The organism is Comamonas squillarum, assembly GCF_025309455.1.
Classification (GTDB): Bacteria; Pseudomonadota; Gammaproteobacteria; order Burkholderiales; family Burkholderiaceae_C; genus Comamonas; species Comamonas squillarum.
In genome coordinates, this window is record NZ_CP104377.1 from 4646593 (window position 1) to 4662256 (window position 15664).

The following is a 15664-nucleotide window of genomic DNA, read 5'->3' on the forward strand; positions in this document are numbered from 1 at the left end:
GCTATGCGCTCGCGGTTCGGGCCCTGATGATGGGTCTAGAGCCATGGCAATGGGTCTGTCTGCGACAGTCGCCGGTTGGCCAGGAGCAGTCGCTGGATGAACGCTGTCCAGACCGATTCACCAACCCCAATGGCAGTTCAAATGGACGATGTGCAGCGCAGCACTTGAGGGTTGCTTTTGCGGGCCCTAACTGTGAACTGTCAAGAGGTTGTTTGCAGATTTGAGCCTGGCCATCGGGGTAATTCGACCAATGCCGCTGTGAGGCCTGTGCCAGTTGTAGTAATGCTGCCAGCGATGTAAGGCTTGTGCTCGCTCAGCTGAATTCTGGTATGTCCAACCATAGGCCCACTCGCGCAGCGCCGATTGGATGAATCGCTCGGCCTTGCCGTTGGTCTGTGGCCGGTACGGCCTGGTGAACTTGTGCTGCACGCCCAAGGCGTTGCAGGCCGCAGCGAACTCCCTTGAGCGAAATGCCGCACCGTTGTCCGTCAGCAGGCGTTTGATGCTCACTCCAAGCCCCGCGTAGTACGCCACGGCGTTGCGCAGAAAGGCGACGGCTTGCGGCGTTTTCTCGTCCGGATGCATAGCGGTAAAGGCAATGCGTGCGTGGTCGTCAATGGCCACGAACAGTGTCTCCCATCCCGCACCATCGACCGAATCGCGCCGATTGCCTGTGACGCGGTGGCTGGGCCGAACGATGCGCCCGAGCTTCTTGGTATCGATGTGCAGCATGTCTCCAGGCGCATCGTGCTCATAGCGAACCACGGGCTCGGACGGCTGCAGATCGCTGAGTCGAGACAGGCCCGCACGGGCCAATACCCGGCTCACGGTGGACGCCGAGACGCCTGCGTAGCTGGCAATGCGCGACTGCAGCATGCGGCGTTTGCGTAGCTCAACAATGAGTAAGGCCTTGGACTCGCAGATGGCTTTGGGAGAGCAAATGGGCCTGGAGGAAGCATCGGCCAGGGCTGCTTCGCCGCCCCAGAGGTAGCGGCCCAGCCACTTGCGAGCGGTCTGTGCGGTGACGCCTTGAAGGGCTCCGGCCTGAGAGGCATCCAGGCCTTGCAAGGTCATCTGTTTGACCATCTCCAGTCTCCGGGCAAAGGTAAGTCGGGCATGCTTATGAGTGTTCATCCGGTTGGCTGTCCTGAGTGGGTTGGGTGTTTGGCGACTTCCAGTCTCTCAAATCCAACCCGGATGAACACCGGATACAACCTATTGAACCTTCACACCTAACCGGCTTATTTCGATGAAGTCTGACGCCATTTGAGCCATGACTTGGCTGGGTAGACCGAAGCAGGTGTTCTATCGCTGTCTATGGATGCGTTGCATTCTCGACACCCCGCGATGCCAGCGCATGTATGCCGGAAAAATCGAAATTCTCCAGCATGTCTTTGACGAGGACAGTCATGGCTCCTGGCGAACCTCAAGACAGGCGTTGATTTTGATGAGCGTGCTGGGCTTGCGCGTGCTGAGCGCCTGCACCGCAACACCGACAGTCGAGCCGCCACTTATCGCGCGCAAGCCCAAGCCGACGCCGCTGCCCGCGGCGATCTTGCAGATAAAGCCGCAGCCCTCGACCGACAGCTTGCAGAAGGCCTCGGTGTGGTCGCAAGCCTCGGAGGCGACCTTAAGCGACGAGACGCCGAAGTAGCCGCGCTGTGCGACCAGGTGCAGTTCCTGCCTCGTACAAGCGCATCAAGAGCGAGGCACTCTTGGCAAAAACCATCGCCGAAATGGAGCGAGCAACGTTGTCGTCAGGATAGCAAGCGTGGCCGTGGAAGGTCCAAAATCTAGACCTGGTGCCGTGTCGCCAGGAGAGTCGTCCTGCCAATCATCTGCTGTCACCCGATATATTTGGCCCACAGTCAACCCAGACATGTTGCGGCGCATCTCACCTCTGGCGCGAGACGTAGCCGTAACACTGTCAAAAGAGGCTTCGTTTAGCCAAGCCGCTTTAATGCGCCACCTGGAAACACAGTGGCTCCATGTGGTGTGACAAGGTAGGAAGCGCCATCGAACGCCCAGGTGCCTCCGCATGTCGGCTGTCCATACTCTGCCGCTGGCTCAGCACGAGGGTAGAACATGTTCGCGGGGCGGAAACCAGTTGCCATGGGAGATGCGCGGTTCAATCCCACAGTGCAGAATTGCAGCTGATCTAAGAAGGCGAGCGTTTGCGCTTTGACTGGCTGGATGGAACCGATTGCTGCAAAAAACATAACACACAGCAGCTGGCGCATTGGCCGAAGAAATCTTGAGGGCATAAATCACTAACTTTGTTCTTACGCGTTTACGCACAATCAACACGAAATCATCAATCTTAAACAACTGATCTTTTACGTAAATTTGGAGGATTGTGTTCCCTCAACTGAGTGTTCCAATTTGTATTATTCATTCGCCTGCAATTGCATTAGAGGTTACACCTTCCAACCTACTTATGTAGCCTCCTACTAACCAGGTTTTGAGCAAAGTCAGCCAGTTGCAATAGCACCCGTGATCTGCTTATAGCGTGGTTGAACGGTGGCTGCGGCAACCAGGCCTGCAGCCAAAAATAGAAATAGCCTCCCCGGCGCCACTACGGCACTGGCGAGGCTATTTTTTGTTTGGGGGCCATTGCACCTTGGCTAAACTGTATTTTATCCAGTGATAAGGATGACCCTATGCAGATCGATCAGGTTGCCATCGCGGTGCTAGGTACAAGTGCCGCTTGGCTGTCGCAAGCCCGCGCTGAGAGCTTCCCGCGCTGGGCGTGCATCTTCGCATGCCGGGCCAGCCGTTCTGGTTCTACGGCTCTTGGAAGTCCGAGCAATAGGGAATTTTCGCAGTCAGTGTGCTCTATGCGCTGGCCTGGATGAAGGGGCTGTGGATCCATTGGATTTGGCCTACAGCCAGCACCGTGGCGGTGGAGAAAATAAGCTCCGTTGATCCAATCCGGAGTAACAAATGATCCAGAGCCTGCACATCGAAAAAAGCGCGCCCGGTCAGTATCTGGCCAGGGTCATGAATGAGTATTCAGAGGCCTTGAGTTTCACCGCCAGCTCAATCGCTGGAGCGATCAGGGACACCGCTCAGATGCTGCCCAAAGCCCGCGCATTCCACATTTGGTATGAGCATGTGAGCATTGGCACAACCCCTGTCCTGCACATGCAGCACGATCCCGAAACGCTGGCGTCCCGGCTGAAGCTGTTGCACGGGCAGTTCTGGGGGTGAAGGTTGACAAACACCAGTTTTAAATTGACAAAGCCCTGTTCTGGGTTGACGCACTGAGGTTTTGCTGGGTTGGCTGAAACCGGCAGTGTGCGCACAATCGCAAACCGGCACTGTCGAGCCTGACCCGACACCCCCATGTTGCTTTTTCCCGCCTACACTGGAGGTCACGGAAATCAACATCAGGCGGCTAACGGCCAGTAGCAGAAGTCGCGAGGTGGCGGACGAAGAAGCGCCAAGCGCTCACGGTTTTGCTGTGACTCAGCAGCATAGGCGGCTCCCTCAGCTACTCGCTCTGCTAGCGCGCGTACCGCATGCTTCAGTTTCTCCCGATCGCCAACCCCACGTCCATGATCCTGTCCGTGGACATGTGGGTCTTATCGTTCTACGTTCCCGCACCCACTTCGCAGTGGCTTTCATTAGTGGTGCCTGGAGCAGGCGTTAAAGGTGCCGCTTTTCGGGCAGTCGCACCAGCGCTGGTGCGGATGAGATTTTGAAGTACTCCACATTTATACTGCCGACGCGGCGTACGGTGCGCTGCAATTCTCTTCACTCACGTAATACGCACGCCATGTTCAATATTTTTCGCAGCAAGCGCACGAAGGTGCAGCAACTCATTGCAGACCACGGGTTTGATGAAGCCGTGAACGTCGTAGCACAGGACGTAATTGCGAAGCTGCCAAGTAGAGCATCGGCGTACCAATTCCTGCTCCAAGAACTTGACGGTGCAAGCAGAGGGAATGAACAGTCGCAGCGAATGGCAAGCGAAAGTGGCATCCCTGAGGAACACTACAGAGGCGCGCTGGAGCGTGACGCTCCAGAGGTGAATGAGGCTCATAACCATATCACAAACTACGCGATGCAACTCATGCCCGAACAAGCATTGACAGCACGCTTCAGAGTAGCAATCGATGTTGAGGTCATGAAGCACTTCGAATTTGGCCGATTCTCGCATTTATTTGGACGGGAGGAAGTTCATGCGTCGGCCGGGCGAAAGAACTACACGATAGAGCCGAACGGCTTCACAGTGCAGGACTCCGATAGCGGCGACGAACTTGTTGCGGTAATTAGGGATGGAATGTTCCACGGCGTTATCCGTATGAGCCACACGGGCCAACAAGGCCCGCTCGCACCATGGCCAGTGGGCAAGAATCCTTTCGAGGACGAAAACCATTTCTTCGGAAATGGCTTGAGCCCCCAAGGGCCGTGGTCGTTCTCAATCAAGCCCTCTGCACCATTCAGTCAAATATTGAACGAGGCTAGGGCCGCGTATGCTGCAACAGAGTCCAAGAAGCTTTTCCGGGAGAAAAAGGCGATTAAGAGCGGACCGACACTTACCGACGTGGTTCAGAAAAGTACGCAGACCGGCTTCTGTTTTTGGGACATCAACGACGACCTGGGCAAGAACGCTCATCACATCATGGCTTCTTCGAAGCAAGTTCAGATGGCGTATGCGTATGCCAGGCTTGCTGCTATGACTGCTCTGTACCTTCAGGGAGTAGCCCCTAAAGAAGCCCGCGACCATGCGAACGCCTTCTTCGCGTCAGTTCAGCAGCAAACTGATTCGTCACTTGAATTTCAAGAGCGTGCGGGGGCTGAGGCAGTGAGTTACATGAGCACGTACCATCACGGCTTCACGGGACTCTTCATCAAGGCAATTTACAAGATGTTTAGAAGCTGCGAGCCGGCAAGTGAGCGCGTACCTGATGAGATTTTCATTCCTGCGGTGCTCGACTTCATGTATGCGCAACAGCAGGCAGCCCGCACATAGGTGCTCCAAGGCCCAGATCACATCCCTCCTCTTGGCCAGTCAACTCACCGCGCCCAGCTTCGCGGGTTGCTCGTCCTCCACGGAGAGCGCCTTGAACGAGCAGCGCAGCCCGTAATGTTTTAACGACTGCTATTGAGTATCGGCAAGGACTGCAGTGGGTCGATAGCCGGCGTCCGATAGCCTCAAAACAGTACACCTCGGCCATAGAGTTGCGCCGCCTGCATGCTCCATGCCGGCCATTCCCGCCGAGACCCCCGTTGTCTCCCAGCCACATGAAGCTCTAACTCTGCAAAGGCCAGGGGGCGATGCACGAATCGCGCTGCCAGCGGGGTCATCCCGGCGAAGGGTGGGGGGCTCGCCGGGTTGGGGCGGCAGGCGCCTCGCTCTGGAGCCGCACCAGAGCGGCGATAGCCTGGCGCTGGGGCCGGGGGAAAGCGGCGCAAATAGTGCCCGTCAGAACGAAAAAAGGCTCCAAAAGGAGCCAGCAAAATTAGACGGAAATCGGCGGTTCATGTCCCCGCAATGTCCCCGAAGGACTTTTGAAAAAGAGAGCCACTTGATTTTATTAAGAAAAAGTGGCCTCCCCGACAGGAATCGAACCTGTATCTAGCGCTTAGGAGGCACTCGTTCTATCCATTGAACTACGGAGAGGGACAGCGGTGTATTGTAGAGGACTTGCAAAGCTCCCAAGCCAATCTGCGACCTCACGACGCTGGTGCCTTCCGTTTCGACATGGTTGGGGCGCAGGGGCTCAGCGCCGCCTGCCGCGAGAGCGTCTCTGCACCGCTGGCCATTCCCAGCATGGGAAGTGCAAAATGGCAGCACATGTTCCCCGTTCATCCCCTCCCACTTCCCTCCTTGGCCGATCTCCAAGACAGCTGGCAGCCCATGGGTACGCTGCAGGCGCTTTACGTCAGGATGGGTGACGAGCCTGAACCCCGTTCCGTGGCCGAAGTCCGGGCGCTGGACGGCTATGGGCTGGCTGGCGACCGGCATGCTTCCTCGTTATCCCCCCGGCAGTTGCTCGTCGCCGGCACCGATGCCTACCAGCGCTGGGGCTTGGCGGAAGGCTCGCTCCGAGAGAATATACGGGTGGATTTCTCCACCAGCGAGCTGGCCTCCGGTGATCTGTTGCGCATGGGCAGCGAGGTCGTCATCGCGATCACCTTCCTCTGTGAACCTTGCCGGTTGCTGGAGCGCAGGTGCTCGGGGACGCTGGCTTCGATCGGCCGAGACAGAGGCATGCTCGCTCGCGTGTTGAGAGGCGGAACCATTCGCCGTGGTGCCGGGGTATCGCTGTGCCGAGCCAAGGGGCCAGCCTTTAGCGACCAGTGGCAGGAGAGGGTTCAACACGTGGCCTGCGCGGTGCCGGAGGGTTCCTGGATCAGCTATCGGCAGCTCGCTGAGATGGCAGGCGTGCAAACGGCCTACTGCAGAGCTTTCCCCAAGGTACTGTCCCAGCTCCCAGAGCGCATGGCCGCCAGAGTGAGGAGCCAGCGCGATGCGCCGGGCGTTGCGCCGTGGTCCGGTGCTGGATTCTTCGATATGGGCATGGATTGATGCCTACGCTGCCAGCGCAACGCTGAGCCTAACGTCTGCGGAACCCCTGGCAAACAGGCCCCCGCCGTTTGGCAACTGCAGGGGCCTGTCATAGGTCACATCGCGCATGGCACGCGCTCATGGGCTCCATCAGTCATAGCGCAAGGTATAGATCAGGTCCAGCGCGCTGGTCGTACCGGCTGAGCCGCGCAGCTGCAGGTTGCGTGTGAAGTCGTAGAAGATGTACAGCGCACCCAAGGTGCCGGCCAGGCCCGCTTCGTAGGTCACGTACAGGTCTTGCGACAGGCGCTTGCCGACGGACAGGCTGGCGGAATCGCGGTCGGTGCCGCCAATGCCGATCTCGTCAAAGCCCAGGCTCTTGGCGATATTGCCGGTCACGCTCTCGCCCGAGCCTCCGCTCAGCAAAGCCAGTGCGGCCTGCTGTATCAGCGCACTGCTGGCGCCACCTTGGCCAGGATCACGGCCCATGACCACCCAAGAGATCTTTTCCGCATCGGGCATCTCCGGGTTGGAATACAGGCTCACGCGCGGCGCCTGCGCCGAGCCGCTGACCTGCACGCCGGCCTTGACGGCGATATTGGGGCGCAGCGCCAGAATATCGAGTGAGGGGTTGTTGTAGAGGCCGTTGAAGCGGATCAGGCCGGTTTCCACATTCAGCACCTGGCCCCAGGCGCGGTAGCGGCCTTCTTCGGTGCTGATGACGCCGGTGATGCGCGGCATGCCGATGCCGGCGCTGCCGCTGCTTTGCACATTGAGTGTGCCAGTGAGGCGCGTGGTGATTCCATAGCCTTGCAGCGCAAAGTCACGGCCCATGTCCAGCTTGATATTCAGGATCAGCGGCTTGGCGGGCTCGACCCGACCGGCGGGGGCATCGAGCTTGGCCTGCGCGGCCTTGGCCGCTTCTTGCTTGGCTTTTTCTGCGGCGGCTGCGCGGCTGGCCTTGGTGCTGACCACCACATCGCTGCCCAGCTTGGGCGAGGATTCATCGGCCAGCATGATGCTGGCGCGGTCCACCTTCAGGTCGCCAGTGATGCTGAGCTGGCCCTGCTGCAGCTGGCTGCGCACCTGGCCCGAGACGCTGACCTGGCGGTCGGCGCGCACCAGCACCTGCAGCGCCTTGGCCTGGGTGCGGATGTCCATGCGGATATCGGGCGCGGCGCCGTTTTGCGGCATGGTCCAGCTGATGGTGCCGGTGGCATCGAGCGTGCCGCCGCTGGTGGGCGCGGCCGTCAGGTTGCCGCTGTAGCCGGCAATGCGCGCGCGGCTGCCTTCGCCGCCGTCAAAGTGCAGGCTTTGCAGCTCCAGCGTATTGCCGTTAAGCTGGGCGCGCAGGCTGCCGTTGCGCAGGTCCACGCCATCCAGTTGCGACTGGATATGCATCTTGTCTGCGGTGATGGTGCCGCTCCAGCGTGGGTCTTGCAGGTTGCCCGCCAGCTGCACATTGGCCGCCAGGCTGCCGGCCACGCGCCAGCCCGGTGGGGCAAAGCTGGCCCAGATGCCCAGGTCAGGCATTTGGGCCTGCACGTTGCCGGACAGCGGTGCATCGGGGGCCACGGTGGCGCCCAGGTAGTTCTTGCCATCGTACTGCAGCGCGGTTTGCACATCGGCCGTGAGCTGGCCGGCGTTGACCGAATCCCATTGCACGCGGCTGCGCACTTGGCGGTCCTGCACGGTTAGCTCGACCTTGGCGGTGCGGATGCGGGCGATGATCGTCTGGCCTTCGGCCGAGAAGGCCTTGGAGACCGCGCCTTCCTTGCCGCTCGAGTGGAAGGTGACGTTTGTGGGCGCGCTGCCCTGGGTGTGCAGCTGCAGATCGCCGCTGGCGCGCTCGATCTCGACCTTGGCGTTGAGGCCGTTTTGTGTGTTGACATCCCAGCGGCCCTGGACCACCAGGTCAGAGTCAAAAGGGCTGTGCTTTTGCGCCTGGCTGGGGTCGGGCTTTTGGAAAGCACGGATCCAGCGCAGGGGCAGGCCTTGCAGGCTGCCGGTGCTTTGCAGCTGCACGGCCTGGTCGGCGCCCTGGCTGAACTGCAAGGGGTTCCATTGCAGGGTGACCGTGCCGGGCTCGGGCCCGGTCAGCTGCAACTGGCTGGCGCCGGTGCTGGCGCGCAGCGGTTGGTTGCCGGCAGGCAGCTGCAGTTTGAAGTCCAGCGGCTGCTGCAGCTGCAGCTGCCAGGGCGCCTTGTTGGGCGGCAGCGTGGCGCGCGCTTGCAGCTTGCTCAAGGCGCCGCTCCACTGTTTGGCCGCCGTGCTGTTGGCGGCCAGGCTGAGCTGGGCGGCCATCTGCTGCTCGCCGTGCTGGGCTTGGGCGCGCAGATCAAGCTGCACTTTTTTGAGGTTGCCGACCAGCGCCAGCTCGGTATCGCGCAGCTGCCACAGGTCAGCGGCATCGGCGCTGGTGCGCACGCTCAGCTGCGGGGTGCTGATGTTGGCATCGAGCGCAAAGGGCTGGCCGCCTGTGGGAATGTCCGCAGGCAGCTGGGCCAGCAGCCCCGCTTGCTGCAGCTGGCGCAGCGCATCGCCATAGCCGCCGCTAAAGCGTAGCTTGGCGTCGAGGCTGCCCTGGGCCAGCATGCCCTCGGGCAACGCCTGGGCCATGCCGGGCAGCTTGCGCAGCCATTGCAGCAGTTGCTCGGCGCTGCTCAGGCGCAATGCGATAGTGCCCTGGCCTTGCTGGGGCGCGGCCTGGGCCTTGGCATCCAGGTTGGCGCCGGGCGCCTGCACCGACAATTCACCGGCGCCGCCGCGCTGGTCGATGTTGGCCGTCACCTGCTTGGCGCTGATATGCGCGCCCAGCGCATCGATCTGCGCGCTTTGCAGCTGCAGCTCGGGCGCCTTCCACTGGCCCTTGGCGATCACGCGGTCGATCGGCAAGCTGGTGCTCGCTGCGGTGGCCTTGGCCGGCGTGCGGCGTTCGGACGTGATGTTGGCGTCAAACACAATGGCGTCGTTTTGCGACCGGGCCGACAGGCTGCCGGACAGCGGTGCACTGTCGATGCGGGTGTCGACCAGTGCGGGGTTGATCGCCCGCAATGCCGCCTGGATACCGGCATGGTGGTCCGCCAGGCGGTAGTGGCCTTGGGCACTCAGGCTGCCGCTGCCCAGTTGCACCTGGCTGCCGCCTAGCACATCAACACGCTGGCCATCAAACAGCGCATGGGTCTGCACGGCGCTAACGGGCAGGTGCTGGTGGTTGATAGGGCCGGGCAGGGCGTTGCTGAGGTCGATCTGGATATCGAGCGGCACCGGCAGCAGCGCAGGGGGCGCGGCGGGCTTGGTATCTGAGGTGTCGGAATCTGCTGGTGCTGCGCTGCTGGAGGCCATGGGGTCCACCGGCGCATCCACCAGCGCCGGCGCTGGATGGGCGGTATGGGTGCTGCTGAGCAGATCAGCGGCCGCCTCCGTCACTGCCAACTGGCCATTGAGCAAGGTGGTGGGCAGGCTGGGCAAAAAGGCAGCCAGGTTGACGCTTTGCAGCTGGGCTTGCGCGGGGCCCAGCGGCCAGGGGCGCCAGGGGTAGACGGTGGCATCGACATCGGCCTGCATCGGCGCGGCGCCCGCCAGCGCCTGGGCGGAGCGGGCGGCCTGGGCCTTGGCGGCTTTCTCTTGCGCCGATGGCGCCTTGGCGGCCGTCTTTTTGCGGGCGGCGGTGGGTGCCGGTGCATCGGCAGCGGCAGGCTTGGCGGCCACTGCTTCAAACTGCGGCTTGACCTGGGCCTGCACGCGCAAGGCGGCATCCAGGCCGGACAAGGTGCCGGTCACCTGCACACCGGCATCGGCCAGGATGGCGGGCAGGGTGTCGGTGGCTGGCTGGTCCAGCTGGGCTTTCAGATCGGCAGCGATCTGCATGGGCGCCAGTGCATCCACATCGGCTTTGAGCTGCAGGCGGCTGTTGAAGGCCTCGACCTTGTCGATCTGCAGTTGGTGCTTGTCAGCGGCATAGCGGTAGTGGCCCTGCAGTTGCGTGACGGTGATGGGCTTGGGCGCAGCCCAGACGATCTCGTCCACCGAGAAGGGCACCTCCAGCACGCGCAGAGGCAGGGGCAACTGCTCCAGTGGCTGGCTGGGTTCCTTGGGCTTGTCGATGCCCGAAGGGGTGAGGGTGACCTTGGCGATATGGATGGGCGCCAGGCGTAGCTCGCGGTCCCAAATCTTGTCCAGGCTCCAGCCAATGGTGGCTTGGTCCACCTGTACGCTGATCGACGGATTGCTCCACTGCAGCTGGCCAATGCTGCCGCCGCCGCGCAGGCTACCTTGTACATCCTGGGCTTGCAGCTGCATGTCGGCCGGCAAAAAGCGCTGGGCCAGGGTGATAGTGCGGGCGAGCGAGTCGTTCTGCCCGCTCCACCACCAGGCGCCGCCCACGAGGGCGGCCAGCAGCACGATGAGGGCAATGAACAACCACAGCAGTGCGCGCGCGGCGCGCCACAGGCCGCTGCGCTTTTTTGGGGAGGAAGGGCCGCTGGGCGGCGACGCCGCCGGCTGCGCTGCGCTGGCGGTGGGTGCGGTTGCGTGTGTATCTGCCATGTTTTAGAAGCTGTATCCCAGACGCAAATGCAAGCGGAAGCGTTCGTCTTTCAAGCCATAGGCCACATCGGCCTGCAGCGCGCCCACGGGGCTGCGCCAGCGCAGGCCCGTGCCAATGCCCCAGTAGGGCGACAGATCACCGGCCTTGTCGGCGACCGAGCCCACATCGGCAAACACGGCCGATTCCCAGGCGCTGATCTCGCCATTGCGCACCAGGGGGCGCTGGTACTCGACACTGCCCACATACATGTAGCGGCCGCCATAGACCTGGTCATCGGCCACGCGGGTGCCGATCTTCTTGTAGCCGTAGCCGCGCACGGTGGTGTCACCACCGGTGATGAACAGCTGGGTGGCCGGGATCACCGCAGAGTCCTTGGCCAGGATGGCGCCGCCTTCGGCCCGCAGCGCAATGCGGGCGCTGCGCGAGCTGCCGTTGGGTGCGGTGACCTTGCCTGCCGGCACAAAGCCTTGCCAGCGCAGCAGGCTGCGCACAAAGGGGTCGCGGTCCGGCGTGATGGTGTAGCCCGCGCCCAGCTCGGCGGCAATGCCGTAGCCGCGCGTGGGGTCGGTGTTGTTGTTGAAATAGCGGCCCGTCCAGCCGTAGTTGACGCTCAGGGCGCTACTGGACGGAATCTTTTCCTGGCCCTGCACCGACGAAAAGTCGTACTGCAAGAACGCGCTGCGGTCGATATGGTCGCTGCTTTTTTTGTGGCCGCCGCGCAGCTGCATGGAGTTGACGGTGAAGTCGCCATTGAGCTCGCGCTTGACCTCGCCCGCGCCAAAGTAGGCCCAGCCACTTTCCTTGGGCAGATCGGTCCATTCGGTGGACAGCAGCTTCTTGTCACGCTCGAAAGAGAACTTGCTCACCGCCCGCCAGCCCAGCCAGGGCATCTTGTTGTGCGTGTGGTCCAGGCTCAGGCGCGGCCCGGTGTCGGTGGACATACCGATACCGAACACCACCTTTTGCATCTTGGCCTCGCGCACCTGGGCGATCACCGGTGCTTCCTTGGGGTTGGCGGTGTCGGTGTCCAGCGTCAGAAACACCGAGTCGTAGTAGCCGCTGCCCGCCAGCCGGGTCTGGGCGTCGAGCATGTCGGCCTCACTGTAGTTCTGGCCGCTGGGCAGGCGCGCAATGCGGGCTATGCCTTGGGCGTCGTAGCGCTCGGCGCCTTCGATGCGCAGCGGACCAAACTTGTAGAGCGGGCCGCTGTCGTAGCCCACCGAGAGCTTGGCCTCGTTGGTATCACCATCGATATTGGCCTGGCTGTTGCTGATCTTGGCCGTGGGGTAGCGGTTGCGCTGCAGGCTGCGCAGGCCCTCGGACTTGGCGCTGCTCCATTCTTTCTGGGTAAAGCCCTCGCCGGGCTGCAGATCCCAGTTGCGCTCAAAGCGCGCGCGGCGTGCGGGAAAGTTCTTCTCCTGGGTCACTTCGCCGCTGTAGTCCAGTTCCACCTCGGTCACCTTGGTCTGCGGGCCGGGTTCGACCTCGATGACCAGCTGCGGGCGCGCCTGGCTGTTTTCTGCCGATATGCCGCTGTCGGCGGGAGCCGCTCCGGTGTCATAGGCATCGATCTTGATCTCGGGGCTGAAGTAGCCCAAGGTGCCCATCAGCTCACGCACATCTTCATCGGCGCCGCCCAGCAGGCGCGTCATCTCCGTCATTTGCAGGCCGGGAAAGTTGCGGTAGCGCTTGAGCTCCACATACTGCTCCAGGTATTCGCGCACCTTCTTGGGGGCCTTGACGGTGATATCAAACGCGGGCTCACTGCTGGCATGCGTCGCAGAGTCGTCCGCGTCATCGGCCTTGGGAGTGCTGCTGCAGCCTGCGAGCAGGGCAGCAGTAAGAATAAAAAACGCCGGCAGAACCGGCGTTGTCAGACGGTGTCGCATGGTCACTTTGACAGCAAGCGCATGGTGTCCTCCAGCCCTTTGAGTGACAGAGGGAACATACGATCGCCTACGAGTTGTTGTATCAGGCTGATGCTTTGGCGATATTGCCACACGCCTTGCGGCTCCGGATTGATCCAGGCGTGTTTCGGAAAGGCATGGGTCAATCGCTTCAGCCACTCGGCCCCAGGTTCCTCATTGTTGTACTCAACAGAGCCCCCGGCTTGTAGGACTTCGTATGGACTCATTGTGGCATCGCCCACAAAGATGAGTTTGTAATCTTTGTTATATTTTCTGATGATGTCCCAGGTGGGGAATTTCTCAGCGTAGCGGCGTTTATTGTTCTTCCACATATAGTCGTAGACGCAATTGTGAAAATAATAAAACTCGAGGTGCTTGAACTCGCTTTTGACGGCGCTGAATAATTCCTCGACGCGTTGAATATGGTCGTCCATGGTGCCGCCCACATCCATCAGCAGCAGTACCTTCACATGGTTATGGCGCTCGGGCACCATCTTGATATCGAGGTAGCCGGCATTGGCGGCGGTCGCGCGGATGGTGTCTGGCAGGTCCAGCTCCAGTTCATTACCTTCACGGGCAAAGCGGCGCAGGCGGCGCAGTGCCACCTTGATATTGCGGGTGCCCAGCTCCTTGGTGTCGTCGTAATCGCGGTAGGCGCGCTGCTCCCAGACCTTGACGGCGCTGCGGCTCTTGCCCGGGCCGCCAATGCGCACGCCTGCCGGGTTATAGCCACCATGGCCAAAGGGGCTGGTGCCGTTGGTGCCAATCCATTTGTTGCCGCCTTCGTGCCGGCCTTTTTGCTCTTCCAGGCGTTTTTTGAGCGTCTCCATCAGCTCGTCCCAGCCCATCGCCTCGATGGCAGCCTTTTGCTCGGCGCTGAGCTCTTTTTCCAGCACCTGCTTGAGCCAGTCCTCGGGCAGCTCCTTCTTCCAGTCGGTGAGCATCTCCATGCCCTTGAAGTAGGCGCCAAAGGCCTGGTCGAACTTGTCGAACAGCTTTTCATCCTTGACCAGGCATAGCCGGGCCAGAAAATAAAAATCGTCCAGGCTCCAGGCGTCCTCGGAGCGGGGCCCGGCCAGGCCCTTGTCCAGGGCTTCGAGCAAGGTGAGCAGCTCCTTGACCGACACTGGCAACTTGGCCGCGCGCAAGGTGTAGAAAAAGTCTATCAACATGGTCTTGTAAACAATCCGTAACAGTTTGGCGCTAGCCTCTCCAGTCTAACGGGTACTCAAAAGGCAAGCTGTCATGGTGATGATCAAAACGGACAAGGCACGCCAGGCGTTGCGTGACCGCGGCAGCCTGTCCGTGCAGGAGCGCCAGATTCTGATCTTGTGCGATGGCAACCGCTCGCGTCAAGAGATCGCGCGTTGGGTCGGGGACAGCGCTGGCAGCGTGCTCGATGCCTTGGTCACGGCAGGTTATCTGGCGATGCAGCAGCCACCCGCTCCACCACCTCCGCCTCCCGCACCGCCACTGCCACCGCCTCCCGTCGCAGCACCTGCGCCCGTGCCTGCGCCAGTGCAGGTGGCACCCAGCCCGGCTGCCGCGCCCGTGTATGTCGAGCAAACGCGAGCCAGCCAGGGCAGCAAACGCTCGCTGGCGGGCTGCAAGATGTATGCGGTGGGGATTTTGCAGATGCAGCGCAGTGCCGATGCAATGGCGCTTGCCGTGCGGGTGCAGCAGGCCAGCGACGAGACAGAGCTGCTCCTGGGCCTGGTGGACATGGTCACCTTCCTCGAGCAGATGACCAACACCGGCTATGCCGACAATGTCAAAACCCATCTGCGCCAGATTCTGCCGGAGCAGTACCTGGGCGTGCTGAACCTGCAGACGGCTTAAATCAGCCGTTTCTTTAATCTCAGCGCGGCTGGTTCAGCAGGTAAAGCAGCTGCGCCTTGGCCTCGGGCCATTCACCGGCGAGCATGCTGTAGAGCACGGTGTCGCGCACGGTGCCATCGCGGCGCGGTGCATGGTGGCGGATGACGCCGTCCTTCTTGGCGCCCAGGCGCTCAATCGCCCGCTGGCTGGCAAAGTTGTAGTTGTCGGTGCGCCAGCCCACGACGGCGGCGCCCAGCGTCTCAAAGGCATGGGTCAGCAGCAGCAGCTTGCAGGTGGTGTTGACATGGCTGCGCTGCACGCTGCGGGCGTACCAGGTGTAGCCAATCTCCACGCGTTTGAGCGCCGGCACGATGTCGTGGTAGCTGCTGGTGCCCAGCAGCTGGCCGCTGGCCTCGTCCACCACCGCAAAGGGCATGCGGCTGCCCGCTTCGCGCATCGCCAGTGCCTGCTCGATGTAGGCGCGGGTGTTCTCGGGCTCGGGCACCGAGGTGACGCGGATGTTCCACAGCTCACCGTCTTGCGCGGCGGCGCGCAGGCCCGCCTCATGCGCCAAGGTCAGCGGGGTCAGCAGCACGCCAAGGGCGCGCAGTTCGGTGGGTTCTACAAAGGCCATTGCCTCGTCCTATTCAGTGTGGTTGTTGCGGCGGATGCGCCAGCGCCGGGCCAGTTGCAGGCCGGCGCCGCCGCCCAGGCCCACCAGCGCAATGGCGGCGATGCTGCTGGCGCCATAGCCTTCGGAGAACAGCTGCCAGCCCAGCAGTGCGCCAATGCCCCAGCCCAGCAGCGCGCCGGCGAGAAAACCGGCTGCGTCGCTCAGCCCTTCGATCAGCAGTTGCTGTGGCGTTGCCATGG

Annotated in this window: 11 protein-coding genes and 1 tRNA gene; 5 read left to right on the forward strand and 7 right to left on the reverse strand. The window is 61.8% G+C overall.

Features of this window, described 5'->3' with window-relative positions; translation table 11 throughout:
- Window positions 1–186 precede the first annotated feature (186 nt).
- Window positions 187–1134, reverse strand: coding sequence for an IS481 family transposase (locus N4T19_RS21100; RefSeq protein ID WP_182342999.1), 948 nt, complete (start codon window positions 1132–1134; stop codon window positions 187–189).
- 139 nt (window positions 1135–1273) lie between these two features.
- On the opposite strand from N4T19_RS21100, the gene N4T19_RS21105 reads away from it, so the two are divergent.
- The 3 genes from N4T19_RS21105 to N4T19_RS21120 all read left to right on the forward strand — a co-directional run bounded on the left by N4T19_RS21105 (window position 1274) and on the right by N4T19_RS21120 (window position 4978).
- Entirely contained in the window at window positions 1274–1654 is a 381-nt protein-coding gene (locus tag N4T19_RS21105) for a hypothetical protein (RefSeq protein WP_182345081.1), read from the forward strand.
- A 1289-nt stretch (window positions 1655–2943) separates the two neighbouring features.
- Window positions 2944–3210: a hypothetical protein gene (locus N4T19_RS21115; RefSeq protein WP_260718944.1), complete on the forward strand. Its 267-nt coding sequence runs from the start codon at window positions 2944–2946 to the stop codon at window positions 3208–3210.
- 568 nt (window positions 3211–3778) lie between these two features.
- Window positions 3779–4978 (forward strand): hypothetical protein, encoded by a 1200-nt coding sequence (locus tag N4T19_RS21120; protein ID WP_260718945.1) that lies wholly within the window; start codon window positions 3779–3781, stop codon window positions 4976–4978.
- A 576-nt stretch (window positions 4979–5554) separates the two neighbouring features.
- Here the strand turns inward: N4T19_RS21120 and N4T19_RS21125 are convergent.
- Window positions 5555–5629: transfer RNA gene (locus N4T19_RS21125), tRNA-Arg, on the reverse strand.
- 207 nt (window positions 5630–5836) lie between these two features.
- Between N4T19_RS21125 and N4T19_RS21130 the strand changes: the two genes are divergently transcribed.
- Complete coding sequence (locus N4T19_RS21130) at window positions 5837–6538, forward strand: MOSC domain-containing protein (RefSeq protein WP_260718946.1); 702 nt, start codon at window positions 5837–5839, stop codon at window positions 6536–6538.
- 129 nt (window positions 6539–6667) lie between these two features.
- On the opposite strand, the gene N4T19_RS21135 is transcribed toward N4T19_RS21130, so the two are convergent.
- From N4T19_RS21135 to N4T19_RS21145, 3 genes are read right to left on the reverse strand one after another with little or no spacing between them, the layout of a single operon-like run.
- Complete coding sequence (locus N4T19_RS21135; RefSeq protein WP_260718947.1) at window positions 6668–11065, reverse strand: translocation/assembly module TamB domain-containing protein; 4398 nt, start codon at window positions 11063–11065, stop codon at window positions 6668–6670.
- Between the two features lie 3 nt (window positions 11066–11068).
- Window positions 11069–12955 carry an autotransporter assembly complex protein TamA gene (locus N4T19_RS21140; protein WP_182345086.1) on the reverse strand — a complete coding sequence of 629 codons (1887 nt, stop codon included), beginning with the start codon at window positions 12953–12955 and terminating at the stop codon, window positions 11069–11071.
- A gap of 2 nt (window positions 12956–12957) precedes the next feature.
- Window positions 12958–14145: a vWA domain-containing protein gene (locus N4T19_RS21145; protein WP_260718948.1), complete on the reverse strand. Its 1188-nt coding sequence runs from the start codon at window positions 14143–14145 to the stop codon at window positions 12958–12960.
- 73 nt (window positions 14146–14218) lie between these two features.
- Between N4T19_RS21145 and N4T19_RS21150 the strand changes: the two genes are divergently transcribed.
- Window positions 14219–14812: a hypothetical protein gene (locus N4T19_RS21150; RefSeq protein WP_260718949.1), complete on the forward strand. Its 594-nt coding sequence runs from the start codon at window positions 14219–14221 to the stop codon at window positions 14810–14812.
- Window positions 14813–14831: 19 nt separating this feature from the next.
- On the opposite strand, the gene N4T19_RS21155 is transcribed toward N4T19_RS21150, so the two are convergent.
- Together N4T19_RS21155 and N4T19_RS21160 are read right to left on the reverse strand one after the other, a co-directional pair.
- A complete protein-coding gene (locus N4T19_RS21155; protein ID WP_260718950.1) occupies window positions 14832–15425 on the reverse strand; it encodes a GNAT family N-acetyltransferase in 594 nt (197 codons plus the stop codon).
- A gap of 9 nt (window positions 15426–15434) precedes the next feature.
- On the reverse strand, window positions 15435–15662 hold the full coding sequence (locus N4T19_RS21160) for a hypothetical protein (RefSeq protein ID WP_021025345.1): 228 nt from the start codon (window positions 15660–15662) through the stop codon (window positions 15435–15437).
- Between the last annotated feature and the right edge of the window lie 2 nt (window positions 15663–15664).

Excerpts from the sequence above, each read along its gene's own strand:
- N4T19_RS21100 (WP_182342999.1), bottom strand. The coding sequence starts at position 1,134 with ATGAACACTCATAAGCATGCCCGACTTACCTTTGCCCGGAGACTGGAG.
- N4T19_RS21105 (WP_182345081.1), top strand. The coding sequence starts at position 1,274 with ATGACTTGGCTGGGTAGACCGAAGCAGGTGTTCTATCGCTGTCTATGG.
- N4T19_RS21115 (WP_260718944.1), top strand. The coding sequence starts at position 2,944 with ATGATCCAGAGCCTGCACATCGAAAAAAGCGCGCCCGGTCAGTATCTG.
- N4T19_RS21120 (WP_260718945.1), top strand. The coding sequence starts at position 3,779 with ATGTTCAATATTTTTCGCAGCAAGCGCACGAAGGTGCAGCAACTCATT.
- N4T19_RS21135 (WP_260718947.1), bottom strand. The coding sequence starts at position 11,065 with ATGGCAGATACACACGCAACCGCACCCACCGCCAGCGCAGCGCAGCCG.
- N4T19_RS21140 (WP_182345086.1), bottom strand. The coding sequence starts at position 12,955 with ATGCGACACCGTCTGACAACGCCGGTTCTGCCGGCGTTTTTTATTCTT.
- N4T19_RS21145 (WP_260718948.1), bottom strand. The coding sequence starts at position 14,145 with ATGTTGATAGACTTTTTCTACACCTTGCGCGCGGCCAAGTTGCCAGTG.
- N4T19_RS21150 (WP_260718949.1), top strand. The coding sequence starts at position 14,219 with ATGGTGATGATCAAAACGGACAAGGCACGCCAGGCGTTGCGTGACCGC.
- N4T19_RS21155 (WP_260718950.1), bottom strand. The coding sequence starts at position 15,425 with ATGGCCTTTGTAGAACCCACCGAACTGCGCGCCCTTGGCGTGCTGCTG.
- N4T19_RS21160 (WP_021025345.1), bottom strand. The coding sequence starts at position 15,662 with ATGGCAACGCCACAGCAACTGCTGATCGAAGGGCTGAGCGACGCAGCC.